Source organism: Streptomyces sp. NPDC047079 (assembly GCF_040643755.1).
In the GTDB taxonomy this organism is placed as follows: Bacteria; Actinomycetota; Actinomycetes; order Streptomycetales; family Streptomycetaceae; genus Streptomyces.
The window spans coordinates 116,432-140,586 of the sequence record NZ_JBEYUZ010000008.1 but is presented as its reverse complement, the minus strand read 5'-3'; the positions used below and the strand labels follow the sequence as shown (position 1 = coordinate 140,586).

25 protein-coding genes are annotated in these 24,155 nt (G+C 70.9%); 17 read left to right on the top strand and 8 right to left on the bottom strand.

What is annotated here, in order from left to right:
• The first annotated feature begins 24 nt into the window (after nucleotides 1–24).
• The 3 genes from ABZ823_RS13960 to ABZ823_RS13950 all read left to right on the top strand — a co-directional run bounded on the left by ABZ823_RS13960 (nucleotide 25) and on the right by ABZ823_RS13950 (nucleotide 2,534).
• Nucleotides 25–612 (top strand): DUF5998 family protein, encoded by a 588-nt coding sequence (locus tag ABZ823_RS13960; RefSeq protein WP_361658486.1) that lies wholly within the window; start codon nucleotides 25–27, stop codon nucleotides 610–612.
• Nucleotides 612–1,802, top strand: coding sequence for a nucleotide pyrophosphatase/phosphodiesterase family protein (locus tag ABZ823_RS13955; protein ID WP_361658483.1), 1,191 nt, complete (start codon nucleotides 612–614; stop codon nucleotides 1,800–1,802). Before ABZ823_RS13960 ends, ABZ823_RS13955 begins: the two co-directional genes overlap by 1 nt.
• Before the next feature lie 81 nt (nucleotides 1,803–1,883).
• Complete coding sequence (locus tag ABZ823_RS13950; protein ID WP_361658480.1) at nucleotides 1,884–2,534, top strand: thymidine kinase; 651 nt, start codon at nucleotides 1,884–1,886, stop codon at nucleotides 2,532–2,534.
• 25 nt (nucleotides 2,535–2,559) lie between these two features.
• On the opposite strand, the gene ABZ823_RS13945 is transcribed toward ABZ823_RS13950, so the two are convergent.
• The gene (locus ABZ823_RS13945; protein ID WP_361658477.1) at nucleotides 2,560–3,363 is read right to left on the bottom strand and encodes a VOC family protein; all 804 of its coding nucleotides are present in this window, start codon (nucleotides 3,361–3,363) and stop codon (nucleotides 2,560–2,562) included.
• 321 nt (nucleotides 3,364–3,684) lie between these two features.
• Here ABZ823_RS13945 and ABZ823_RS13940 point away from each other — a divergent pair, with 321 nt between their 5' ends.
• Nucleotides 3,685–4,530, top strand: coding sequence for a sulfurtransferase (locus tag ABZ823_RS13940; RefSeq protein ID WP_361658474.1), 846 nt, complete (start codon nucleotides 3,685–3,687; stop codon nucleotides 4,528–4,530).
• A gap of 124 nt (nucleotides 4,531–4,654) precedes the next feature.
• Here ABZ823_RS13940 and sepH read toward each other — a convergent pair whose 3' ends face one another.
• The 3 genes from sepH to ABZ823_RS13925 all read right to left on the bottom strand — a co-directional run bounded on the left by sepH (nucleotide 4,655) and on the right by ABZ823_RS13925 (nucleotide 8,796).
• Nucleotides 4,655–5,692, bottom strand: coding sequence for a septation protein SepH (sepH, locus tag ABZ823_RS13935; protein ID WP_361658471.1), 1,038 nt, complete (start codon nucleotides 5,690–5,692; stop codon nucleotides 4,655–4,657).
• A gap of 586 nt (nucleotides 5,693–6,278) precedes the next feature.
• Nucleotides 6,279–7,598: a D-arabinono-1,4-lactone oxidase gene (locus tag ABZ823_RS13930; protein WP_361658468.1), complete on the bottom strand. Its 1,320-nt coding sequence runs from the start codon at nucleotides 7,596–7,598 to the stop codon at nucleotides 6,279–6,281.
• On the bottom strand, nucleotides 7,558–8,796 hold the full coding sequence (locus ABZ823_RS13925; RefSeq protein ID WP_361658465.1) for an MFS transporter: 1,239 nt from the start codon (nucleotides 8,794–8,796) through the stop codon (nucleotides 7,558–7,560). Before ABZ823_RS13925 ends, ABZ823_RS13930 begins: the two co-directional genes overlap by 41 nt.
• Before the next feature lie 261 nt (nucleotides 8,797–9,057).
• On the opposite strand from ABZ823_RS13925, the gene ABZ823_RS13920 reads away from it, so the two are divergent.
• Together ABZ823_RS13920 and ABZ823_RS13915 are read left to right on the top strand one after the other, a co-directional pair.
• Complete coding sequence (locus tag ABZ823_RS13920) at nucleotides 9,058–10,185, top strand: ferrochelatase (RefSeq protein WP_361658463.1); 1,128 nt, start codon at nucleotides 9,058–9,060, stop codon at nucleotides 10,183–10,185.
• A 53-nt stretch (nucleotides 10,186–10,238) separates the two neighbouring features.
• Nucleotides 10,239–11,012 (top strand): inositol monophosphatase family protein, encoded by a 774-nt coding sequence (locus ABZ823_RS13915; RefSeq protein WP_361658734.1) that lies wholly within the window; start codon nucleotides 10,239–10,241, stop codon nucleotides 11,010–11,012.
• A 438-nt stretch (nucleotides 11,013–11,450) separates the two neighbouring features.
• Here the strand turns inward: ABZ823_RS13915 and ABZ823_RS13910 are convergent, their stop codons facing one another.
• Entirely contained in the window at nucleotides 11,451–11,624 is a 174-nt protein-coding gene (locus tag ABZ823_RS13910; RefSeq protein ID WP_234513720.1) for a hypothetical protein, read from the bottom strand.
• Nucleotides 11,625–12,039: 415 nt separating this feature from the next.
• On the opposite strand from ABZ823_RS13910, the gene ABZ823_RS13905 reads away from it, so the two are divergent.
• From ABZ823_RS13905 to ABZ823_RS13890, 4 genes are all read left to right on the top strand, one after another.
• A complete protein-coding gene (locus ABZ823_RS13905) occupies nucleotides 12,040–12,693 on the top strand; it encodes a response regulator transcription factor (RefSeq protein ID WP_071369401.1) in 654 nt (217 codons plus the stop codon).
• A 5-nt stretch (nucleotides 12,694–12,698) separates the two neighbouring features.
• The gene (locus ABZ823_RS13900) at nucleotides 12,699–13,931 is read left to right on the top strand and encodes a HAMP domain-containing sensor histidine kinase (protein WP_361658732.1); all 1,233 of its coding nucleotides are present in this window, start codon (nucleotides 12,699–12,701) and stop codon (nucleotides 13,929–13,931) included.
• A 393-nt stretch (nucleotides 13,932–14,324) separates the two neighbouring features.
• Complete coding sequence (locus tag ABZ823_RS13895; RefSeq protein WP_003993510.1) at nucleotides 14,325–14,621, top strand: DUF4193 domain-containing protein; 297 nt, start codon at nucleotides 14,325–14,327, stop codon at nucleotides 14,619–14,621.
• 13 nt (nucleotides 14,622–14,634) lie between these two features.
• Nucleotides 14,635–15,525 carry a hypothetical protein gene (locus ABZ823_RS13890; protein ID WP_361658458.1) on the top strand — a complete coding sequence of 297 codons (891 nt, stop codon included), beginning with the start codon at nucleotides 14,635–14,637 and terminating at the stop codon, nucleotides 15,523–15,525.
• 36 nt (nucleotides 15,526–15,561) lie between these two features.
• Here ABZ823_RS13890 and ABZ823_RS13885 read toward each other — a convergent pair whose 3' ends face one another.
• Nucleotides 15,562–16,023, bottom strand: coding sequence for a DUF3093 domain-containing protein (locus ABZ823_RS13885; RefSeq protein ID WP_361658455.1), 462 nt, complete (start codon nucleotides 16,021–16,023; stop codon nucleotides 15,562–15,564).
• Between the two features lie 58 nt (nucleotides 16,024–16,081).
• Here ABZ823_RS13885 and ABZ823_RS13880 point away from each other — a divergent pair, with 58 nt between their 5' ends.
• The 7 genes from ABZ823_RS13880 (at nucleotide 16,082) to ABZ823_RS13850 (ending at nucleotide 22,585) form a co-directional block, all read left to right on the top strand.
• Nucleotides 16,082–16,666 (top strand): PaaI family thioesterase, encoded by a 585-nt coding sequence (locus ABZ823_RS13880; protein WP_361658452.1) that lies wholly within the window; start codon nucleotides 16,082–16,084, stop codon nucleotides 16,664–16,666.
• Nucleotides 16,663–17,178 (top strand): dUTP diphosphatase, encoded by a 516-nt coding sequence (dut, locus tag ABZ823_RS13875; RefSeq protein WP_361658449.1) that lies wholly within the window; start codon nucleotides 16,663–16,665, stop codon nucleotides 17,176–17,178. Before ABZ823_RS13880 ends, dut begins: the two co-directional genes overlap by 4 nt.
• Before the next feature lies 1 nt (nucleotide 17,179).
• Complete coding sequence (locus tag ABZ823_RS13870; protein WP_361658446.1) at nucleotides 17,180–17,941, top strand: DUF3710 domain-containing protein; 762 nt, start codon at nucleotides 17,180–17,182, stop codon at nucleotides 17,939–17,941.
• 201 nt (nucleotides 17,942–18,142) lie between these two features.
• On the top strand, nucleotides 18,143–20,686 hold the full coding sequence (locus ABZ823_RS13865; protein ID WP_361658443.1) for an ATP-binding protein: 2,544 nt from the start codon (nucleotides 18,143–18,145) through the stop codon (nucleotides 20,684–20,686).
• Nucleotides 20,683–21,366 (top strand): response regulator, encoded by a 684-nt coding sequence (locus ABZ823_RS13860; protein WP_361658440.1) that lies wholly within the window; start codon nucleotides 20,683–20,685, stop codon nucleotides 21,364–21,366. The genes ABZ823_RS13865 and ABZ823_RS13860 overlap by 4 nt, the downstream gene beginning before the upstream one ends.
• A 64-nt stretch (nucleotides 21,367–21,430) precedes the next feature.
• Nucleotides 21,431–21,829, top strand: a complete 399-nt coding sequence (locus ABZ823_RS13855; protein ID WP_361658437.1) for an OB-fold nucleic acid binding domain-containing protein — start codon at nucleotides 21,431–21,433, stop codon at nucleotides 21,827–21,829.
• Nucleotides 21,830–21,832: 3 nt separating this feature from the next.
• Entirely contained in the window at nucleotides 21,833–22,585 is a 753-nt protein-coding gene (locus ABZ823_RS13850; RefSeq protein WP_361658434.1) for a DUF3159 domain-containing protein, read from the top strand.
• A gap of 46 nt (nucleotides 22,586–22,631) precedes the next feature.
• On the opposite strand, the gene ABZ823_RS13845 is transcribed toward ABZ823_RS13850, so the two are convergent.
• Nucleotides 22,632–23,309 (bottom strand): TrkA family potassium uptake protein, encoded by a 678-nt coding sequence (locus ABZ823_RS13845; protein ID WP_361658431.1) that lies wholly within the window; start codon nucleotides 23,307–23,309, stop codon nucleotides 22,632–22,634.
• A complete protein-coding gene (locus tag ABZ823_RS13840) occupies nucleotides 23,309–23,980 on the bottom strand; it encodes a TrkA family potassium uptake protein (protein ID WP_361658729.1) in 672 nt (223 codons plus the stop codon). Before ABZ823_RS13840 ends, ABZ823_RS13845 begins: the two co-directional genes overlap by 1 nt.
• Nucleotides 23,981–24,155 lie beyond the last annotated feature (175 nt).

The window sequence follows — 24,155 nt, the reverse complement described above, 5'->3', positions numbered from 1 at the left end:
GTGCGCCCCCGTAGGATGGACGTCATGGCCAAGACCAGTACGACGACCCAGGGGCTGCGCGCGGCGATCGAGCGCAGCGGCTACTACCCGGCTCTCGTGGCCGAAGCGGTGGATGCCGCGGTGGGCGGCGAGCCCATCCGGTCGTACCTGGTCCACCAGGAGACCACGTTCGACGCCAACGAGGTGCGTCGTCACGTGACCGTGCTGGTCCTCACCGGCACCCGCTTCATCGTCAGCCACACCGACGAACAGGCCGCGGACGACACCTCCCCGACGCCGTACGCCACGACGTCGACGGAGTCCGTGAAGCTCGGCCGGATCTCGTCGGTCGTCGTCAGCCGCGTGGTCGCCAACCCTGAGGCGTACTCGCCGGGCACCCTGCCCCGCGAGGTCGTCCTGACCATCGGCTGGGGCGCCGTCTCCCGCATCGACCTGGAGCCCGCGGCCTGCGGCGACCCCAACTGCGAGGCGGACCACGGCTACACGGGCAGTTCGACGGCGGACGACCTCAGCCTTCGCGTCAGCGAGGCCGGGGACGGCCCGGAGACGGTGCGCCAGGCGCTCGCCTTCGCACAGTCCCTCTCCGAGGCGACCGCGGATCCGAACCTCTGATGGCGCTGCCCACCTGGGAGGACCACCCGGAGCCGCTCGCCGCCGGGTCCGCGCCCCTGCCCCAGTACGGATCCGGTTCCCTCGCCGACCTCCTGCCCACCCTGGCCGCGGGCATGGGTGTGCCCGGCCAGACCCCCGTGATTGCGGAACTGACCGCCGCCGACCGCAACTGCCTCTTCCTGATCGACGGCCTCGGCTGGGAGCAGCTGAAGGCGCACCCCGACGAGGCGCCCTTCCTCACCTCGCTGCTGGCGTCCTCCCGCGGCGGCACCGGCCGCCCCCTCACCGCGGGCTACCCCGCGACCACCGCGACCTCGCTCGCCTCGGTCGGCACCGGTCTGCCGCCGGGCGCGCACGGCCTGCCCGGATACACGGTCCGCAACCCGGCGACCGGTGAGCTGATGAACCAGCTCCGCTGGCAGCCCTGGACCGACCCGCGCGCCTGGCAGCCGTACCCGACCGTCTTCCAGCTCGCGGACGCGGCCGGTGTGCACACCGCCCAGGTGTCCTCCCCGAGCTTCGAGCGCACCCCGCTCACCGAGGTCGCGCTCAGCGGCGGCACCTTCCACGGCCGGCTGACCGGCGAGGACCGCATGGACCTGGCGGCCGAGCAACTGGCCGCCGGCGACCGCTCCTTGGTGTACACGTACTACGCCGAACTCGACGGGGCAGGCCACCGCTACGGCGTCGACTCGGACACCTGGCGCGGCCAGCTCATGTATGTCGACCGGCTCGCCCAGCGTCTGGCGGAGCAGCTGCCGCCGCGCACCGCGCTGTACATCACCGCCGACCACGGCATGCTCGACATCCCGTTCGACGAGCGGCACCGTATCGACTTCGACGAGGACTGGGAGCTGCGCGCGGGAGTCGCCCTGCTGGGCGGCGAGGGTCGCGCCCGGCACATCTACGCCCTGCCCGGCGCCCAGAACGACGTCCTGACCTGCTGGCGCGAGGTGCTCGGCGAACAGTTCTGGGTGGCCTCGCGGGACGAGGCGATCGCCGCAGGCTGGTTCGGCCCCCACATCGACGAACGGGTGTACGGGCGCATCGGTGACGTGGTCGCGGCCGCCCACGACGACGTGCTCCTCATCGCGTCGGAGCGGGAGCCGAAGGAGTCGTCGATGGTCGGCAACCACGGCTCGATGACGCCTGTGGAACAGCTGGTTCCGCTGCTCGAGGTCCGCACCTGAGCCCGGGACGCACCTCGCGCACCCTTGTCTCCCATTGACCTCCGCCCTCCCTCCGCACTGCCCCGAAAGGCCGCACGTCCCATGCCTGAGCTGGTGTTCTTCTCCGGAACGATGGACTGCGGGAAGTCGACACTGGCTCTCCAGATCGAGCACAACCGCTCGGCGCGGGGTCTTCAGGGCATGATCTTCACGCGGAACGACCGGGCCGGTGAAGGGAAGTTGTCCTCACGGCTCGGCCTGGTGACGGACGCGGTGGAGGTCGCGGACGGGCAGGACCTCTACGCCTACCTGGTCGACCATCTCTCACAGGGCCGCCGCGCCGACTATGTGATCGCGGACGAGGCCCAGTTCCTGGTGCCGGAACAGATAGACCAACTGGCCCGGGTGGTCGACGACCTCGGACTCGACGTCTATGCCTTCGGCATCACGACCGACTTCCGCACCAAGCTCTTCCCCGGCTCCCAGCGCCTGGTGGAGCTGGCCGACCGGGTCGAGGTCCTCCAGGTGGAGGCCCTGTGCTGGTGCGGCGCCCGCGCCACCCACAACGCCCGCACCGTCGGCGGCGCGATGGTGGTCGAGGGCGCCCAGGTCGTCGTGGGCGATGTCAACCAGTCCGCGGACGAGGTCGGCTACGAGGTGTTGTGCCGCCGCCACCACCGACGCCGGATGACGGCGGCCACGGCTCGCGCGGCCGCCCTCTCCCCGGACGTCCTGCCGGTGCCGTCCACCTGACCGACCCACCGGCTCAGCCGAAGGCTCAGTCGAGCCGACTGACCACCGAGAACGTCGCGCCCTCCGGATCCGCGACGGTGACCACACGGCCGAGGTCCGTGACGCACGCGGGGCGCACCACACGCCCACCCAGGGCGGCGACCTTCTCGGCCGTCGCGTCGACGTCCGTGACCTGGAAGTACGTCATCCAGTGCGGGCCACGGTCACGGGGAAGGGCGGAGCCGACGCCGTGGATACCGGCGACCGGACGGCCCTCGATGTGCACATGGACGTAGTCGGGGCCGCCGCGCAGGACCGGATCCCGTCCGGATGCGAAGACGGTCCGGTAGAACTTCGCGACGCCCGCCGTGTCGTAGGTGAGCAGTTCGTTCCAGGCGGGAGCCCCGGGGACACCCGTCAGGCCCGTCGCGAGGTGCTCGGCCGACTGCCAGACGCCGAACACCGCGCCCATCGGGTCCGAGGCGATCGCGAGCCGTCCGGCCCCGGCCACGTCGAGCGGACCGACCGCGACCGTACCGCCGCAGCTGCGGATCGTCTCGGCGGTCGCGTCCACGTCGTCCGAGGTGAAGTACGGCGTCCAGGTGATCGGCAGATGGCGGTCCGGCGGCAGCCGGCCGATGCCCGCCACCTCGTGGCCGTTCAGCACGGCCCGCACATACGGCCCCAGCGGCCGGAGTCCCGGCCGGAACTCCCAGCCGAACAGCGCCGCGTAGAACTCCTGGGCCGCGGCCATCCCGTGCACCATCAGACTTGCCCAGCACGGTGTGCCGGGCGGGTGCCACGCGTTCGTCGGGCCGTTCGGGTCGTACGACCTCCACGCCTCGGTCATGGTCACTCTCTTCTCGGCCACTCGTGGCGGCCGCTCGGCTTCCATCGCGTGCGCATGTGTCGCGCACGCGCAGGTGCACGCCCGGTGCCGATGCTCGCACCACATTTCGCCTCGCGCGCCGCGACCGCGCCGAGGTGCGGCGCCCGGGGCGGCGGAGACGACGTCCCGTGTGTCCCTGTCGTTGCGGCGGGGTGGCCCTGTGCGGTCCATCGGGTTTACGGCGTGTGTCCGATCCCGTACGAACGGTGATCGGGGCTTTCCGGCGGAGCAGAGTAGCGGGACCGGGGCGCGACGGCCACCCCGTGCGCGAGGATGGGGGCCATGAAGGCCATCATCTCCGCATCCGAACTTGCCGGTGAGCTGGCGGGACGGCGTCCGCCGACGCTCCTGGACGTCCGCTGGCAGCTGACCACCACGGCCGACGCCGCTCCCTTCGACGGCCGCGCCGCTTACGCGGCCGGACACATTCCGGGTGCCATCTTCGTGGACCTGAACGCCGACCTCGCGGATCCGCCCGGGCCCGGCGGCCGGCATCCGCTGCCCGGCACGGATCGATTCGGTGCCGCCATGCGGGCCGCGGGCGTCTCCTCGGACCGGCCGGTGGTCGTATACGACGGCGGACCGGGCTGGGCCGCCGCGCGCGCGTGGTGGATGCTGCGCTGGACGGGTCACCCGGATGTGCGGGTGCTCGACGGCGGACTGGCCGCCTGGGAGGGGCCCTTGGCCGCCGGAAGCGAGGAGCCCGCTTCCGGCGACTTCCGGCCCGCGCCGGGCGCACTGCGTGTGCTCGACGCCGATGGCGCCTCGGAGCTCGCCCGCACGGGGGTGCTGCTGGACGCACGGGCGGGTGAGCGCTACCGGGGCGAGGTCGAGCCCATCGACCCGGTAGGCGGTCATGTCCCGGGCGCGGTGTCCGCGCCGACGACGGAGAACCTGACGGAGACCGGCCACTTCCGGCCCATCGCCGAACTCGCCGAACGCTTCAAGGCGCTCGGCGTGACGGAGGGCACGGAGGTCGGCGTGTACTGCGGATCGGGCGTCTCCGCGGCACAGGAGGTGCTGGCGCTCGCGCTCGCCGGGATCCCCGCCGCGCTGTACGTGGGCTCGTGGTCGGAGTGGTCGTCGGACGGCAGTCGCCCGGTCGCGGTGGGCCCCGACCCGCAGTGAGCGCCGGGTAGCCGACTCAACCCCCGGTACGGGGCACACGCGACCGCGTGTGCCCGGTACCGGTGTGGCCTCTGTTCCCTCCGGTGCGTCCGCCGGCTCCCGCGGATTGCCGGCGGTGGGGCGACTATTCCTGCTTCTTGCGTCGAGTCCCGAACACGATCTCGTCCCAGCTGGGAACCGCCGCCCTGCGACCCGGACGGACCCCGTCCGCTTCGGCCTGACGGTCCGTCGCGCCGATGAGGCGGTCGCGGTGGCTGGCGACCGTGCGGGGCATCAGTACGTCCGCGTACGCCGCACCGGCCGAGGCCGATGCCGCGGGCGCCGGGGGTTCCTCCGCCGCGGGTTCCTCGACGGGCTCCTCCTGCGGTTCCGCGGGCCGCTCCGGTACGACCATGTCGCCGCGGAAGCTCGGCACCGCCTCCAGGAGGCTGGTGAGCGAGTCCCGCTCACCGGTGCTCTCCTCGGCGGGCTCCGGCGACTGCGAGGGCAGGACGGGCCGGTCGGCCGGGCGGTCCAAGGGGCGGTGGCCTTCGCGCGGCAGCCGTGCGATCCGCGGTACGAACGGGTAGCTCGGTTCGGGTGCCGCGAGGTCGTCGGACTCCCCGATCAGCGAACGCGCCTCGTCGTCGACGGCCTGGACGAGCCGCCGGGGCGGGTCGTACGTCCAGCTGGCCGAGTGCGTCTCGCCCGCGACCCGGTAGACGAGCAGGACCTCCCAGGTGCCGTCGTCGCGGCGCCAGGAGTCCCACTGGACCGTGTCCTTCTCGGCGCCGCGCATCATCAGCCGTTCCTGGACGGCCTCGCCGAGCTGGGGGCCGGCGTTCTCCCCGGGCCGACGCACGGGCGTCTTGCGGGCCCGCTCGGCCATGAAGGCACGCTCGGCGAGGACCGGGCCCTCGAAGCGGCGCACACGGTCGACCGGAATCCCGGCGAGCTGTGCGACCTCTTCGGCGGACGCCCCGGCCCGTATGCGCGCCTGGATGTCTCGGGGGCGGAGATGGCTCTCCACCTCGATCTCGATCTGGCCGAGGCGGGGACGGTCGCCGCGCACGGCGGCGCGGAGCCGTTCGTCGATCGGAAGCGTGTACTCCGTGCTGTCCGCAGCCTTCAGCACCAGCCGTGTGCCGTCATTGGAGACGGCCACGACACGCAGTTCGGGCATGGGGACCTCCCGGGTGGTGCCTGCCGACGTCACGTGCGTCGCTGCTTCCGCTAGTCGAGTGTGGCCTGCCCGGGTGCAGCCTGCCACAACCTTGCCGAGTTGCCCGGCGTGTCGGGCGGGGGCCCTGGATCGCCGTTATGGCACGGTTACCTATTCGCAACGCTAAGTGACCAACTCCGTCACCCTGTGCAACTAGCCCCCTCCCGGCGGTCCGGCAAGGCCCCGGACGCCTGGCGGGAGACCGGACCCAGGGCTCGCAACAGTACTCCATTCGGGCCACCTGCGTGGATCGGCACGCCGCCCAACTTCTGGCAAGGTGCGCGAGTTGGCCGCCCGATGCGCCGTTTTCGTGCCCGTCAAACGTGGCGCACCTCACTCAATCACCCGAAACGGAACCAATGGTGAGGAGCCTGCGCCCCCCTTCCCGTGCGGGCGGACGAGTACCCCCGGCGGGTTGGACGGGCCCGTGGGGGCTGCTGAGGGTGAAAGGGAGACGCGCGCCGTGGACGCGCGGCGAAGCGGGCGTAGGTGTCGAAGCGGAATCCGGGCGGCAAAGCGGGGCGATTCGGCCGGATATGAGCGCCCGTCAGGAGCCCATCACCCGGCGGAGGTAGTCGTTCGCGAAGCGCCGGTCCGGGTCGAGCCGGTCCCGCACCGCGATGAACTCCCCGAAGCGCGGATAGACCTCGGCGAAGTACTCCGCGTCGCGCGTGTGCACCTTGCCCCAGTGCGGTCGTCCCTCGTGTGCCGTGAAGATCCGCTCGGCGGCGGTGAAGTATGCCTGATAAGGCGTACCGCGGAACATGTGTACGGCGATGTAGGCGGTGTCCCGTCCGGACGCCGTGGACAGGGTGATGTCGTCGGCCGGGGCGGTGCGCACCTCGACGGGGAAGCTGACGCGAAGGCCCGAACGGTCGACCATGGCCTTCAGTTCGCGCAGCGTCTCCACCAGGGCAGCGCGCGGGACGGCGTACTCCATCTCCACGAACCGCACCCGCCGCGGAGAGGTGAAGACCTTGTAGGGGATGTCGGTATAGGTGCGGGCCGACAGGGCGCGGCTGGAGATCCGGGCGATCGCCGGGATGGTGGCGGGAACGGCGCGGCCGACCCAGTTGACCGCCTGGAAGACGCCGTTGGACAGGAACTCGTCCTCGAACCAGCCGCTCAGCCGCCCGACCGGCCTCTCGGGACCGGCGCTGCGGTTGTTGCGCTTGGTGTTGGTGTTCCCGGTGTGAGGGAACCAGTAGAACTCGAAGTGCTCGTTCTCGGCCCACAGTTCGTCGAACTCGGCCAGGACCTTCTCGAAGGGCATCGGCTCCTCGAGGGCCCTGAGCAGGAAGAGGGGCTCCACCGCGAAGGTGATCGCGGTGATGATTCCGAGGGCCCCGATGCCGATGCGCGCGGCGGCGAAGACCTCCGGGTTCTCCTTCTCGGAGCAGGTCAGCACCGAGCCGTCCGCCGTCACCAGTTCGAGTCCCCTGATCTGAGCGGCGATCGAGGCCGAATCGCGGCCGGTGCCATGGGTGCCGGTGCTGGTGGCGCCGGAGACGGTCTGCTCCATGATGTCGCCCATGTTCGTGAGCGACAGTCCCTCGCGTGCCAGGGCCACATTGAGTCTCTTGAGCGGGGTGCCCGCCTCGACGGTGACCGTCCCGGCATCCCGATCGATATGGCGTATGCCGGCCAGCAGTTGAGGACGCACCAAGAGGCCGTCGGTGGCCGCGGCGGCCGTGAAGGAGTGTCCGGTGCCGACGGCCTTCACCCTGAGGCCGTCCTCTGCCGCCGCGCGTACGGCGTCGGACAGCTCCTCGACCGAGGCGGGGGTGACCTCCCGCAGGGGCCGGGCGGTGACGTTCCCCGCCCAGTTACGCCATGTGCCGCTCTTCCCGCTCGCTGTGGTGCTCATGGGACCCTCCCCGCTGCGGAACCGGCCTGCAGAGCCGGCGATAACCGAGGAAACCGACCGTGACCGCGACGGCTCCGGACAGGGCCGGAACCCCGTACCCGGTCCTCGCGCCGGTGGCGTCGATCACCCAGCCGGCCGTGGAGGAGCCGATCGCGACACCGACCGCGAGCCCGGTGGACACCCAGGTCATTCCCTCGGTCAGATGCGCGCGTGGTACGTGCCGCTCGATGAGGGCCATCGTCGTGATCATGGTGGGTGCGATGGTCAGGCCCGCAACGAACAACGCCACGGCCAGAAACGGCAGGTTCCCGACCAGTAGGAGGGGGATCATACTCACGGCCATGGCACATACGCCCAGCAGCCATCTGCGTTCCGGGGCGCCCGTGAAGCGCAGCAGTCCGAAGACCAGGCCGGCGACACACGAGCCCGCCGCGTAGAGCGCCAGGACGACACTGGCGGCCGCCTTGTGGCCCTGCTCGTCGGCGAAGGCGACGGTCACCACGTCGACCGCGCCGAAGATCGTGCCCGTGGCCACGAACGTGCCGACCAGCACCTGGAGTCCCGGTGAACCCAGGGCGGTGCCTCCGGTGTGGTGGTCGCGCGGGTGCGGCTCCGGTTCGGTGGCGCGCTGCGCGGTGAGCCAGAAGACGCCGGTCACGAGGAAGCACACGGCGAGCAGGGGGCCGGCCTCCGGGAACCAGCCCGTGGACAGGCCGATGGAGATGATCGGCCCGAAGATGAAGCAGATCTCGTCGACCACCGACTCGAAGGAGTAGGCGGTGTGCAGTTGCGGGGTGCCCCGGTACAAGGCCGCCCAGCGGGCCCTGACCATGGCGCCGAGGCTGGGCACCGTGCCGATGCTCGCGGCGCATCCGAAGAGCACCCAGTCCGGCCAGGCGAGGTGGACGGCCAGCAGCAGCCCCGTGGCCGCGGTCAGCGCGCAGAGCGTCGCCGGGCGCAGCACCCGGCGCTGCCCGTACCGGTCGACCAGGCGTGAGATCTGGGGGCCGACGACGGCGGCGGACAACGCGAGGGTGGCCGAGAGGGCGCCCGCGAGCCCGTAGCGTCCGGTGAGCTGGGAGACCATCGTGACCACGCCGATGCCCATCATCGACAGGGGCATCCGGCCGAGGAGGCCGGCGGCGGAGAAACCCTTGGAGCCTGGGGCGGTGAAAAGGGCGCGGTAGGGGCTGGGCACGGTGTCTCCGTTGCGTCCGGTAAGGCGTGAAAAGGAGGCATGTACCTTACGAGTTGGGCAACCCTAACGTATTCGGGATGCTATGTCCGCACCAGTGTTCGGACAGGGGATGGCCGGGAGGGCGACGGTGTGGCGGCGGCCGGGCCGGTGAATTGCCCCGATCCGTACTCCCGGTCGATCGCGAGTGAAGCGTCATGGCCCCGGGTGGGTCACGGGCGGGTGGCGGAAGCGCTGTCCGCGGTGGGTGGCAGGATCGTAGACATGCCCGACGCACTAGACGCCAGCCCGTACGACGCCCTGCTGCTCCTTTCGTTCGGAGGCCCGGAGGGCCCGGACGACGTGGTCCCGTTCCTGGAGAACGTGACGCGGGGCCGGGGCATCCCCAAGGAGCGCCTGAAGGAAGTGGGGCAGCACTACTTCCTCTTCGGCGGGGTCAGCCCCATCAACGACCAGAACCGCGCCCTCCTCGACGCCCTCCGCAAGGACTTCGCCGGCCACGGCCTCGGGCTGCCCGTCTACTGGGGCAATCGCAACTGGGCGCCCTATGTGACCGACACCCTGCGCGAGATGGTCACCGACGGTCACCGCCGCATCCTGGTCCTCGCCACCAGCGCGTACGCCTCCTACTCGGGCTGCCGTCAGTACCGCGAGGACCTCGCCGGAGCCCTGGCCGCCCTGGAGGCCGAGGGCCTGGACCTGCCGAAGGTCGACAAGCTGCGGCACTACTTCAACCACCCGGGTTTCGTGGAGCCGATGATCGAGGGCGTCCTGAAGTCCCTGGCCGACCTCCCGGAGGACGTCAGGGCCGGCGCCCACATCGCCTTCACCACCCACTCCATCCCGACGTCGGCCGCCGACACCTCCGGCCCGGCCGAGGAGCACGGGGACGGCGGCGCCTATGTGCAGCAGCACCTGGACGTGGCCCGGCTGATCGCCGAGGCTGTGCGCGAGCGGACCGGCGTCGACCACCCCTGGCGGCTGGTCTACCAGTCCCGCTCGGGCGCCCCGCACATCCCGTGGCTCGAGCCGGACATCTGCGACCACCTGGAGGAGCTGCACGGCGCCGGGGTCCCGGCGGTCGTGATGTCGCCGATCGGGTTCGTCTCGGACCATATGGAGGTCCTCTACGACCTGGACACGGAGGCCAAGGCGAAGGCCGAGGAACTGGGACTGCCGGTGCGCCGCTCGGCCACCGTCGGAGCCGACCCGCGGTTCGCCGCCGCGATCCGCGACCTGGTCGTCGAGCGCGCCGCGACCGAGAGCGGGCGGCAGGTGACCCCGTGCGCCCTCGGCGCGCTGGGCCCGAGCCACAACGTCTGCCCCGTGGGCTGCTGCCCCGCCCGCACCGCCAAGCCCGCCGCCGCGGGCGCCGACAGCCCGTACGCGTGAGGAGCACCGTGACCGAGCACTCAGAGTCGTCCGACCGGCTGAAAACCGAACTCATGGAGCTCGCGCTGGAGGCCGCGACCCGCGCGGGGACCTTCCTGCGCGAAGGGCGCCCCGACGACCTCGGGGTGGCCGCCACCAAGTCCAGCGCCATCGACATCGTCACCGAGATGGACATCGCCGCCGAGAAGCTGATCACGGGGCTGCTCACCGACCGCAGGCCGGAGGACGGCCTGCTCGGTGAGGAGGGGGCCAGCGTCGAGGGCCGCAGCGGTGTCGAATGGGTGATCGACCCGATCGACGGCACGGTCAACTACCTCTACGGGCTGCCGAGCTGGGCGATCTCCATCGCGGCCCGCAAGGACGGGGAGACGCTGGTCGGAGTGGTCCACGCGCCGATGCGCGGGGAGATCTTCCGGGCGGTCCGGGGCGAGGGCGCGTTCGTGAACGACCGCCCCGCACGGGTGCGGCCCGCGCCCGAACTGGGGCTCGCGCTGGTGGGTACCGGCTTCGGCTATCTCGCCGAGCGCAAGGTCCGGCAGGCCGAGGTGGTCCGGCGGCTGATCCCCGAGGTGCGCGACATCCGGCGGGGCGGTTCCGCCGCGATCGACCTGTGCGATGTGGCGGCCGGACGCCTGGACGCGTACTACGAACGGGGGCTGAACCCCTGGGACTACGCGGCGGGCGACCTGATCGCCAGGGAGGCGGGTGCCCTGACCGGCGGCCGCCCCGGGGAGCCACTCTCCCCGGCCCTGGCGATCGCGGCCCCACCGGGCCTTTTCGAACAGCTCCAGGCCAGGCTGGACGAACTGGGGGCGTGGCACGACTGATCGGCCTGATGGCATGCGGATGGCTCGGGACGGGGCCCGGCCCCCGTCCCGAGGCACCTGATGGCCTGACGGCATGCGGTCCGAGCGGGGGCCGGGGCCGGGGGCCTCGCCTCGCCACTGGCCTGTCGGCCCGTGGGGGCGGGCCCGCGCCGAGCCGTGCTGTCGGCCGGCCGGCGCGCGGGGGCGGCGGCGCCCAGGCGTCGCGATCTTGTCGGGCACGGCTTGCCGGACGCGAGGCGGGCCTGCGTGGGGGAGCCGACCCCGGCCTGCCGGCCCGCCGGGAGGCAGGCATCAGTCGCCGCCTGCGCCCGTCGGCGCGCCGCGCCCGGTGGCGGATGCGGAGCCGGACCCGGTGCCGAATGCAAAGCCGCGGCCGGTGCCGGACGCAAAACGGGGCCCCGGCCTGGATCTGCCGGGGCCCCGCTTCGAGCGAGCTGATCAGACGCGCGTCGCGCCGACTTCCACACCGTGCTCGGCGGCAAGGCGGTGCAGGTCGTCGAGCTCCGACTGTTCGACATCCGCGAGGAAGTCGTCGCCGGTTTCGCGGGCACGCGTCAGGTCGGACTCGGTCGCCCGTATGCGCTGCAGAAGTCCTGCGGTGAATGCGTCCATGCTGCGCCCCCTCGTCCTGGGTCGTGGGTCGGTGGCACGGGGGTGTGCCGTTGTGAAGGGGCGATCACGCCTCCTGGGTGCCCAGCGCTGCCCTGGCTGGGCGGCGGCGGTGCCGGACACCCACGCCCGCTCTACGGGAAGCGGTGAGCAGCCGACCACGTAGTGGCGTGACACATGCAGAGCGTGATCGCGGGGTGTAAAGCCGTCCTCCCCCCGCGTTCTTCCGCGGAAACCTCAACCGCTCGAGAAAAATTTCCCTCCCGCGTCCAGGAAGCGCCGCCCTGGCCCCCGCCCACCCGTCTTACAGCCGGTTTACGGCGGAAAAGGGCAGGATGGAGGTCTCACCCACGACAGAACCCACCCGCCGGCTGCCCTCACCCGGGCGGCCCGGGCGGACACAGGAAGGACAAGCGACGTGCGCGTACTCGTCGTCGAGGACGAGCAGCTGCTCGCCGATGCGGTGGCCACCGGACTGCGCCGGGAGGCCATGGCCGTCGACGTCGTGTACGACGGTGCGGCCGCCCTGGAGCGCATCGGCGTCAACGACTACGACGTGGTCGTCCTCGACCGCGACCTCCCGCTCGTGCACGGTGATGACGTCTGCCGCAAGATCGTCGAGCTGGGTATGCCCACCCGCGTCCTGATGCTCACCGCTTCGGGCGATGTCAGCGACCGCGTGGAGGGCCTGGAGATCGGCGCCGACGACTATCTCCCCAAGCCCTTCGCGTTCAGCGAGCTGATCGCCCGGGTGCGGGCCCTCGGACGGCGTACGAGCGTGCCGCTGCCGCCCGTTCTGGAGCGCGCCGGGATCAAGCTCGACCCCAATCGCCGCGAGGTCTTCCGCGAGGGCAGGGAAGTCCAGCTCGCCCCCAAGGAATTCGCCGTCCTGGAGGTCCTCATGCGCAGCGAGGGCGCCGTCGTCTCGGCCGAGCAGCTCCTGGAGAAGGCATGGGACGAGAACACGGACCCGTTCACCAATGTCGTACGTGTGACGGTCATGACCCTGCGCCGAAAGCTCGGCGAGCCCCCGGTCATCGTCACCGTGCCCGGTTCCGGATACCGGATCTGATGACCGTGACCACGACACCCGCACCGCCCACGGCACCGCCGAAGCCCACCTGGGATCCCCGCAGGCCGGAGCCCCCGTTCCCCTGGCTGCGCCCGACCATCCGCATACGCCTCACGCTGCTGTACGGCGGCATGTTCCTGATCGCCGGCATCCTGTTGTTGTCGATCATCTATCTGTTCGCGGCACAGGCGCTCAACGTGGGCAGCGAGCTTCCGTTCAAGATCCTCTCGGGGCAGGTCGCGAGCAACACCTGCAACTTCCCGGCCCAGCCGTCGGCCAACGAGCTCAACGACGCGATGAACGCCTGCGTGAACGAGCAGCGCCAGCACGCCCTGGACAACCTGCTCAGCCGCTCGCTGCTGGCCCTGCTCGGCCTCGCCGTCATCGCCTTCGCCTTCGGCTACGCGATGGCGGGCCGAGTGCTCTCGCCGCTCGGCAGGATCACCCGCACCGCGCGCGCGGTGGCCGGCTCGGATCTGTCCCGGCGGATCGAGCTGGACGGCCCGGACGACGAGCTGAAGGAGCTCGCGGACACCTTCGACGACATGCTGGAGCGGCTTCAGCGGGCCTTCACCGCCCAGCAGCGGTTCGTCGGCAACGCCTCGCACGAGCTGCGCACGCCGCTCGCGATCAACCGCACGCTCCTGGAGGTCCATCTCTCCGACCCCGGGGCGCCCATGGAGCTTCAGCAGCTCGGCAAGACGCTGCTCGCCACCAACGAGCGCAGCGAGCAGCTTGTGGAAGGGCTGCTGCTGCTCGCCCGCAGCGACAACCAGATCGTCGAACGCAAGCCCGTGGACCTGGCCGAGGTGGCCTCGCAGGCCGTGGACCAGGTGCACGCCGAGGCGGAGGCCAAGGGCCTGGAGATCCGGGGCGAGCGCGCTCCCGCGGTCGTCCAGGGCAACGGCGTCCTGCTGGAGCGGATCGCCTTGAACCTCGTCCAGAACGCGGTGCGCTACAACATCCCTGAGGGCGGCTGGGTGGAGGTGACCACCCAGGTCCAGCACGCGCAGGCGGTCCTGGTGGTGGTGAACACCGGGCCGGTCGTCCCCGCCTATGAGATTGATAATTTGTTCGAGCCGTTCACCCGGCTGCGGACGGAGCGCACCGGCAGCGACAAGGGCGTCGGCCTCGGTCTTTCCATCGCGAGGTCCGTGGCGCGCGCCCATGGCGGCCACATCACCGCGCAGCCCCGGGAAGGGGGTGGCCTGGTGATGCGCGTCACGCTGCCGACCTGAGATCATGCCGCTCTGGGCGCCCAATGTTCGCTTTCGGCTGAATTTCCCGGTCGTGGACCCGGGTAACCGGTGTGTGATCGATCACAGGGGCGCCTTTCCGGCCATGTACCGTCCGTGACCTCATGACTCCCGTAAAGCCGGGAAAATCCGGGTTTTCCGGGGGCCTGATCACGGGAAGTACACGGGGGATGGCCTTTGAAGTGCGGCACCGAGACCGTGTACGGTCCGCTTCGCCATCCAACCCGATCACTCGTGAGGAGTCCGGTTGGGTGTCGATTGAGTAACAGACCTTGATGTGAGGCAAAATCTCCGCCTCGAGGCGGGCACAAGTCCGGCCTCTCACGCGTTACGTGCGCTGGAGACACCCGCAGACACCCAGAGGGGGAGAGCGAAATGGCAACGGATTACGACACCCCACGCAAGACCGACGACGACGTCGATTCCGACAGCCTTGAAGAGCTGAAGGCCCGGAGGAACGACAAGTCCGCGTCGGCCGTTGACGTTGATGAGTTCGAGGCCGCCGAAGGCCTGGAGCTGCCGGGCGCCGACCTTTCGAACGAGGAACTGGCCGTCCGGGTCCTGCCGAAGCAGCAGGACGAGTTCACCTGCATGAGCTGCTTCCTGGTCCACCACCGCAGCCAGCTGGCCCGGGAGAAGAACGGTCAGCCGATCTGCCGCGACTGCGACTGAGGCGGGGTCGGCCGTGACCGGCTCGACCCCTCCCTGGAAGCGCCGCTTCCTGCACAAAGGAGCGGACCAGGAGCCGCTGAGCGGCTCTCACGGCGTGCGTGACGACGAGCGGGGCTCCTCCTTCGAGGGAGCAGCCTCGCTCGAACCGGGACATGCCTCCGCGGCCCCCGAGGGCCCGGCGCACCGCCATGCACTCCTCGCGCGTCGCCGTGCGGCCGCCGTCCGGGCCGGGATCCGGGAGGGTGTCCGCAAGGGCGGCAGCCGGGCCAGAGTGGGCCTGGAATATCTCGCCGACCGGATCATCGAGTTGGCCCCGCGGGTCCCCGTACGGGACCTGGCAACACTCCGCAGACAGTTCCCCGGGCTCGGGCCCGAAGCGCTGGCCGACAAGCTCGTGGCGGGCGCGACGCGGGCGACGGCGACCGTCGGGGCCGGGATCGGCGCAGCCGCGATGCTGCCGGTGCCGCCCGCCATGCCGACCGAGCTGGCCGCGGAGATCACCGGAGTCGCGGCGATCGAACTGAAGCTGATCGCCGAGCTGCACGAGGTGTACGGGGTGCGACCGCCCGGAAGCCTCGGCCAGCGCAGTGCCGCGTATCTGAGGGCCTGGTCCGGGGAGCGCGGGATCGACGTGACCAAGCCGTCGACGATAGACATGGCCCTGGGCGGCCAGATGAAGCGGGAACTGCGGCAGCAGATCACGAGGCGCGTGGTGCGGGATCTGCCGAACCTGATGCCGTTCATGGTCGGCGCCGCCGTCGGAGCGGTCATGAACCGACGCGACACCAAGCGGCTCGCGGACCGGATCCGCAGGGATCTACGACGGCAGCAGGTGCCCTGGGTGGCATTGCCGGCGCTGCCGCCCCTGGAGAAACCGAAGGATCCCCTGGAGCTCGACCCCTGACCAGGGGACGAGGCGCACCGCCAGTGCGTGCGTCTCCTAGGCCTCTGCCCGGGCCGTCTTGAGCGCCGCAGCCAGCCGCTCGGGCTCCCGCGTCGACAGATACAGATACGGCGTCGGGTCGGCCGGGTCCGTGACCTCCACCTTCAGGGCCGTCGGAACATAAGCGCGCAACAGCATGAAGGCACGCGTGTCGGCCTTGTACGTGCGCCAGGCCCGGGCCTCCTCCTGGTCCAGGACCTCCGTGTCGCCGAGGGCCGACAGCGGGATCCGCGCCTCGCCGGCGAGGAGCGAGTCCCCCATCACACGGATGCGGACGGAGCCGTAGGAACTGGCCACCACGGCCGAGGCCGCCGTACCGCCGACCAGTCCGCCGAGCAGCGGCAGCGTGCCGAAGGGGAGCAGGACGAGCGCCAGGGCGACACCGACCAGGAGACACATCAGCCACCAGGAGCGGGGCGCGGTCAGGCGTTCTTCGTACGGCGACGCGGAGAGCTGCATGAGGCCAAGCTTGGCACGGTGCCGGAGAGGCGTTCACGCGCGGGTAAGGTCTGCGGCTGTGAGTGGTACTTCCGCAGCCCTGACGCCCCCCGCCGACGCCGTGGCGCCCGTCCGGCACCCCGACGCGCCCGCTCCGGGAGAGCTGCTGGGCGCGCACTACGCACAGTGCTTCGGATGCGGGGAGGACCAGCCCGATGGACTGCACCTCCAGGCGCGGGCGGGCGAGGGCGTGTCCCTGACCGCGGAGTTCACGGTCCAGCCCGCCCACCAGGGGGCGCCCGGCCTCGCCCATGGCGGGGTGCTCGCCACCGCCCTTGACGAGACCCTCGGCTCGCTGAACTGGCTGCTGCGCACCATCGCGGTGACCGGACGGCTGGAGACCGACTTCGTACGGCCGGTCCCCGTGGGTACCGTGCTGTATCTGGAGGCCGAGGTGACGGCGGTGGCCGGGCGGAAGATCTACTCGAGGGCGACCGGCCGGACAGGCGGACCCCACGGGCCCGTCGCCATCCGCGCCGAGGCCCTCTTCATCGAGGTCAAGGTCGACCACTTCGTCGACAACGGCCGTCCGCAGGAGATCCAGGCGGCCATGGACGACCCGGACCAGCTCCGGCGCGCACGAGCCTTCGAGGTGAACCCGTGAGCAGCGACCCCGTGAACGTGCTGATCCGGCGCGTCGACCCCGACGTACCCCTTCCGGCGTACGCGCACCCAAGTGACGCGGGAGCCGACCTGCGCACCACCGAGAGCTGCGTACTCGGGCCCGGCGAACGGGCCGTTCTGCCCACGGGCGTGTCTGTCGCGCTGCCCGAGGGGTACGCGGCCTTCGTGCATCCGCGTTCGGGTCTCGCCGCGCGCTGCGGTGTCGCCCTCGTGAATGCCCCGGGGACGGTGGATGCCGGGTACCGTGGGGAGATCAAGGTGATCGTGGTGAATCTCGACCCGCACGAGCCCGTGCGGTTCGAGCGCTTTGACCGGATTGCCCAACTGGTCGTTCAGCAGGTCGAGAGGGTCCGCTTCCACGAGGTCGCGGAGCTTCCCGACTCGACGCGGGCCGAGGGGGGCTTCGGGTCCACCGGCGGTCACGCCGCCGTGGGCGGGACAACGGGTGGGAATCGATACGCTTCGGTCGTATCCGATCGGGAAGGACAGTGACGTGTTCGGACGTCGCAACAAGAAGGGTGCCGCCGAGGACGCGGCCCGCGAGGCCGAGCAGGTCGTCGACGGTGTCGACACTGAGGCGGACGAAGAGGTCCGGCGCGAGCGCGTGAGGCTCGAGCCGGAGCCGCGTCCCGACGGCCCCTGGGACGCTTCCGAGGTCCGCGAGCCCGGCGAGGGCCGGGTGGACCTGGGCGGGCTGTTCGTGCCCGGGGTCGACGGCATGGAGCTGCGCGTCGAGGTCGCGGGTGACGCGATCGTCGCGGCGACCGTCGTGCTGCGGGACAGCGCGATCCAGCTTCAGGCCTTCGCCGCGCCCAAGCGCGAGGGCATCTGGGGCGAGGTCCGCGAGGAGATCGCCAGCGGTATCACCCAGCAGGGTGGCATCGTCGACGAGGTCGAAGGACCGCTCGGCTGGGAGCTGCGGGCCCAGGTGCCGGTGCAGCTGCCCGACGGCACGAGCGGTTTCCAGGTCGTCCGGTTCGTCGGTGTGGACGGCCCCCGCTGGTTCCTGCGGGGTGTGATCTCCGGCCAGGGAGCCGTGCAGCCGCAGGCCGCTGGGCTGCTCGAGCAGATCTTCCGGGACACCGTCGTGGTGCGGGGCGAAGGCCCGATGGCGCCGCGCGACCCGATCGTCTTGAAGCTGCCGAACGACGCGCAGATGGTGCCCGAGGGAGTGCAGCAGGACGAAGGCGCCTCCCGTTTCTCCGGCGGCATGGGCCAGCTCCAGCGCGGACCCGAGATCACCGAGGTGCGCTGACCGCTCCGCGGACAACGCCGTTGCGAGGCCGTACCCCAGGGGGTACGGCCTCCGTCATGTGCCCGCCGCACGGGGACTGCAAGGCCGCATCAGAGTTCCGTCAAAGACACCCTTCCGGGCGCATCCTGCCGCATTCGCCGGGATTGGTGGCCGTAAGGTCGACGCAGCGTACGCAGGTTTGTTTGGGAAGACAATGGGGCCATGGGGCGCGGCAAGCTACGGATCTACCTCGGTGCGGCACCGGGCGTCGGCAAGACCTACGCCATGCTGTCCGAGGCACACCGCCGCATCGAGCGCGGGACGGACTGTGTGGTGGCCTTCGTGGAGCACCACGACCGGCCACGCACCGAGGTGATGCTCCACGGCCTGGAGCAGATCCCCCGCAAGGAACTCGAGCACCGGGGCTCGTTCTTCACCGAGATGGACGTGGACGCCGTGCTGCGCCGCGCCCCCGCGGTCGCCCTGGTGGACGAACTCGCCCACACCAATGTCCCCGGCTCGCGCAACGCCAAGCGCTGGCAGGACGTCGAGGAACTGCTGGCCGCCGGGATCGACGTGGTGTCGACGGTCAACATCCAGCACCTGGAGTCCCTCGGCGATGTGGTGGAGTCCATAACGGGCGTACGGCAGCGGGAGACGGTCCCCGACGAGGTGGTGCGCCGCGCGGACCAGATCGAGCTGGTGGACATGTCGCCGCAGGCGCTGCGCCGGCGGATGGCACACGGCAACATCTACAAATCGGACAAGGTCGACGCGGCGCTGTCGAACTACTTCCGGCCCGGCAACCTGACCGCCCTGCGGGAACTGGCCCTCCTGTGGGTGGCCGACCGGGCCGACGAGTACCTGAACGAGTACCGCAGCCGGCACCGGGTGTCGGCGATCTGGGGCTCACGCGAGCGGATCGTGGTGGGTCTGACCGGCGGTCCCGAGGGGCGGACCCTGATCCGCCGGGCAGCCCGGCTGGCGGAGAAGGGCGCCGGCGGCGAGGTGCTGGCCGTCTACATCTCCCGCAGCGACGGACTCACCTCCGCCTCGCCCAAGGAGCTGGCGGTCCAGCGCACGCTGGTGGAGGACCTCGGGGGCACCTTCCACCACGTCGTCGGCGACGACATCCCCGCGGCGCTCCTGGACTTCGCACGCGGAGTGAACGCCACCCAGATCGTCCTCGGCTCCTCGCGCCGCAAGGCATGGCAGTACGTCTTCGGGCCCGGCGTCGGCGCCACGGTCGCCCGTGAGTCGGGGCCCGACCTCGACGTGCACATCGTCACCCACGGCCAGGTCGCCAAGGGGCGCGGCCTGCCGGTGGCCCGGGGCGCACGGCTCGGCCGCACCCGCATCGTCGCGGGCTGGCTGGTGGGCATCGTGGGCCCGGCCGTCCTGGCACTGGTGCTGAACACCGTCGATCTCGGCCTCGCCAACGACATGCTGCTGTTCCTGGCGCTGACCGTGGCGGCGGCCCTGCTCGGCGGCCTCTTCCCCGCCCTCGCCTCGGCCGCCTTCGGCTCCTTGCTGCTGAACTACTACAACACGCCCCCGCTGCACCGGCTGACGATCGCCGACCCGAAGAACATCGTCGCCATCGCGATCTTCGTCGGAGTGGCGGTGTCGGTGGCCTCGGTGGTGGATCTGGCAGCCCGGCGCACCCACCAGGCGGCGAGGCTGCGCGCGGAGTCGGAGATCCTCTCCTTCCTCGCGGGCAGTGTGCTGCGCGGCGAGACCAGCCTCGAGGCACTCCTTGAACGGGTGCGCGAGACCTTCGGCATGGAGTCGGCGGCCCTGCTGGAGCGAACGAGCGATGTCGACCCGTGGACCTGCGCGGGCAGCGTCGGCCCGGCCCAGGCCGTCGCACGGCCCGAGGACGCGGACGTGGACGTGCCGGTGGGCGACCACATGGCGCTGGCACTGTCCGGACGGGTCCTGCCCGCCTCGGACCGCCGGGTGCTGGCCGCGTTCGCCGCGCAGGCCGCGGTCGTCCTTGACCGCCAGCGCCTCCAGCAGGAAGCCGAACAGGCCCGCACGCTGGCCGAGGGCAACCGTATCCGCACCGCCCTGCTGGCCGCCGTCAGCCATGATCTGCGCACCCCGCTCGCGGGCATCAAGGCGTCGGTGACGTCCCTCAGGTCGGACGACGTGGAGTGGTCGGAGGAAGACCGCGCCGAATTGCTGGCGGCGATCGAGGAAGGCGCCGACCGGCTCGACCACCTGGTGGGCAACCTGCTGGACATGTCCCGCCTCCAGACCGGCACCGTCACCCCGCTCATCCGGGAGATCGACCTGGATGAGGTGGTGCCGATGGCGCTCGGCGGGGTGCCCGAGGACAGCGTCGAGCTGGACATCCCGGAGAGCCTGCCGATGGTCGCCGTCGACGCCGGGCTGCTGGAGCGCACGGTCGCCAACCTGGTCGAGAACGCGGTCAAGTACAGCCCGTTGGGAACATCTGTGCTGGTCGCCGCTAGCGCCCTCGCCGACCGGGTCGAGGTACGCGTGGTGGATCGCGGGCCGGGCGTGCCCGACGAGGCGAAGGAGCGGATCTTCGAGCCCTTCCAACGCTACGGCGACGCCCCGCGCGGCGCCGGCGTCGGTCTCGGCCTCGCGGTCGCCCGCGGCTTCGCCGAGGCCATGGGCGGCACCCTGAACGCCGAGGACACGCCCGGCGGCGGACTCACCATGGTCCTCACCCTCCGGGCCGTAGGGAGCCCGCACGACTTCGCTCGCATGGCCGAACCAGAAAGGCAAACCACATGACCCGGGTGCTCGTGGTCGACGACGAGCCGCAGATCGTGCGCGCCCTCGTCATCAACCTCAAAGCGCGCAAGTACGAGGTGGACGCGGCCCCCGACGGCGCCACCGCGCTCCAGCTCGCCGCCGCCCGCCACCCCGACGTCGTCGTACTGGACCTGGGACTCCCCGACATGGACGGCGTCGAGGTGATCAAGGGCCTGAGGGGCTGGACCCGGGTGCCGATCCTCGTCCTGTCCGCCCGCCACTCCTCCGACGAGAAGGTCGAGGCGCTGGACGCGGGCGCCGACGACTACGTCACCAAGCCGTTCGGCATGGACGAACTGCTGGCCCGCCTCCGCGCCGCCATCCGCCGGGCCGAGCCGACCGGGGGTGGCGAGGACGACGTGACGGTGGAGACCGAGGGGTTCACCGTCGACCTGGCCGCGAAGAAGGTCAACCGGGACGGGAAGGACGTACGCCTCACCCCCACGGAGTGGCATCTGCTGGAGGTGCTTGTGCGCAACACCGGCCGCCTGGTCAGCCAGAAGCAGCTGTTGCAGGAGGTGTGGGGGCCGTCGTACGGCACGGAGACCAACTACCTGCGGGTCTACATGGCCCAGCTGCGGCGGAAGCTCGAAGTGGACCCGTCGCACCCCAAGCACTTCATTACCGAGCCCGGGATGGGGTACAGGTTCGAGAAGTAGGGCCTGTCCGCGGGTCGATGGCGCGTGCACGCCGGTGTCGGAGCACCCCGGTACGCTTTTCGGTATGAGCGCTGTTCCTCGTTCCGAAAAGCCGGTGGGCCGTTTCCGGCGCATGCTCGAGCGGCTTTCCTCATCGCAGGAGGATCTGGAGTCCGAGGAGCTGCGTGAGGACGCCGAGAGCGCGGGGTGTACGCGCATCGGCGACTGCCACGACCGGCAGATCGTGACCGTTACTGGTACCTTGCGCACGGTCACGCTGCGCCCGCGGGCCGGTGTGCCGGCTCTGGAGGCCGAGCTGTTCGACGGCTCGGCCGCGCTGGACCTGGTCTGGCTCGGCCGGCGTTCCATCGTCGGCATAGAACCGGGACGCAAGCTCATCGCTTCGGGCCGGATCTCCATGAGCCGGGGCCGCAGGGTGCTGTTCAATCCGAAGTACGAACTCAGACCGCTCGGACGGGAGTAGCCGGTGACGTCACTCGAGAAGCCGACCGAAGACGCCCAGCACGATTCGCGGGCGGTGACCGAGGCCGCGCTCTTCGAGGCGTTCGGCGGGGTGCGAGGCATGGTCGAGACCGTGGTGCCCGGCCTCTTCTTCGTCACCATCTTCACGATCAACAAGAACCTGCACTGGTCGGCGATCACCGCCCTCGCGGTGTCCTTGCTGCTCGTGGTCGTCCGCCTCGTCATGAGGGACACCGTGAAGCACGCCTTCAGCGGTGTGTTCGGTGTCGCGTTCGGCGTGGTCTTCGCGATGATGACCGGCAACGCGAAGGACTTCTATCTGCCGGGCATGCTCTACACGCTGGGTCTGGCCGTGGCGTACATCGTCACCACGCTCGCGGGAGTGCCCCTGATCGGGCTGATGCTCGGCCCGGTCTTCAAGGAGAACCTCTCCTGGCGCACCCGCAACCCGGGCCGCAAGAAGGCGTACACCAAGGCCAGCTGGGCCTGGGGGCTGATCCTGCTCGCCAAGTGCGCGATCCTGTTCCCCCTGTACTGGTGGGCCGACACCACCCAGCTCGGCTGGGTCCTGATCGCGCTCAAGATTCCCCCGTTCCTGCTCGCCGTCTGGCTCACCTGGGTGTTCCTGGCGAAGGCGCCCGCGCCGATCGATGTGTTCGCGGAGATGGAAGCGCAGGAGAAGGCCGAGGAGGAGCGGAAGGCGGCGGCCGCCGCCGAACGGGAGACCTCGGCGGGTCGGCATCGCCGGGAGTCCTAGCCCTAGGGCGTGTTTCGAACACGCCCTAGGGATTTCACGAAACCCCCTAGCCCGCCGTGTCCTCCCGGCGTACCGACAGCAGGTCCTCGAGCTGTCCCTCGCGCGCCTGGGCCGCCACGAACAGCAGTTCGTCGCCTGCCTCCAGGGAGTCCTCCTGCGACGGCGTCAGCACCCGGGTGCCGCGGATGATGGTCACCAGGGACGTGTCCTGCGGCCACTCCACATCACCGACCTGCGTGCCGGCCAGAGCCGACTCCGGAGGCAGCGTCAGCTCCACGAGGTTCGCGTCGCCGTGACTGAAGCGGAGCAGCCGGACCAGGTCGCCGACGCTCACCGCCTCCTCGACCAGCGCCGACATCAGACGCGGGGTGGAGACGGCCACGTCCACGCCCCACGCCTCGTTGAACAGCCACTCGTTCTTCGGGTTGTTCACACGGGCGACGACGCGCGGTACCGCGTACTCCGTCTTCGCCAGCAGGGACACGACCAGGTTCACCTTGTCGTCGCCCGTCGCGGCGATCACCACGTTGCAGCGCTGCAGCGCCGCCTCGTCCAGGGACGTGATCTCGCACGCGTCGGCCAGCAGCCACTCCGCCTGCGGTACACGCTCGACCGAGATCGCGGTCGGCGCCTTGTCGATCAGCAGGACCTCGTGCCCGTTCTCCAGCAGCTCGCCCGCGATCGAGCGGCCCACGGCCCCGGCACCGGCAATGGCGACCCTCATCAGTGCCCGCCCTCTCCTTCAGGCCCCTTGGCGAACGCCGCCTCGACCTTCTCGACGTCGTCCGTCCGCATCATCACGTGCACCAGATCGCCCTCCTGCAACACCGTCTGCGAGGTGGGCAGCATCGTCTCGCCCAGGCGGGTGAGGAATGCCACGCGCACACCGATCTCCTCCTGGAGCCGGCTGATCTTGTGCCCGACCCAGGCGGGCGAGGTGTGCACCTCGGCGAGCTGGACACCACCGGTGGGGTCCCGCCACAGCGGCTCGGCGCCCGAGGGAAGCAGGCGGCGCAGCATCTGGTCGGCCGTCCACCGTACGGTCGCCACGGTGGGGATGCCCAGGCGCTGGTAGACCTCCGCACGGCGGGGGTCGTAGATACGGGCCGCGACGTTCTCGATGCCGAACATCTCGCGGGCCACACGCGCGGCGATGATGTTCGAGTTGTCCCCGCTGGAGACGGCGGCGAAGGCGCCCGCCTCCTCGATGCCCGCCTCGCGCAGGGTGTCCTGGTCGAAGCCCACTCCGGTGACTCGACGGCCGCCGAACCCGGAGCCCAGCCGTCGGAAGGCGGTGGGGTCCTGGTCGATCACGGCGACCGTGTGCCCCTGTTGCTCCAGGGTCTGGGCAAGAGCGGAGCCCACTCTTCCGCAGCCCATGATGACGATGTGCACGACCGTCCTTCCGAAGTCAATGGTCACGGCTCAGTCGAAACGCCAAGGACAGCGTCTCAGACCGCCGCCCAAGCTACACACGCGCGGTCCGCGCGGGGCACCCCCGTGCACGCGTGCCGCACGGCTTCGTGCGATCAGCGGCGGCCAGCCCGCGGGCGCCGAGAAGTGTCAGGAT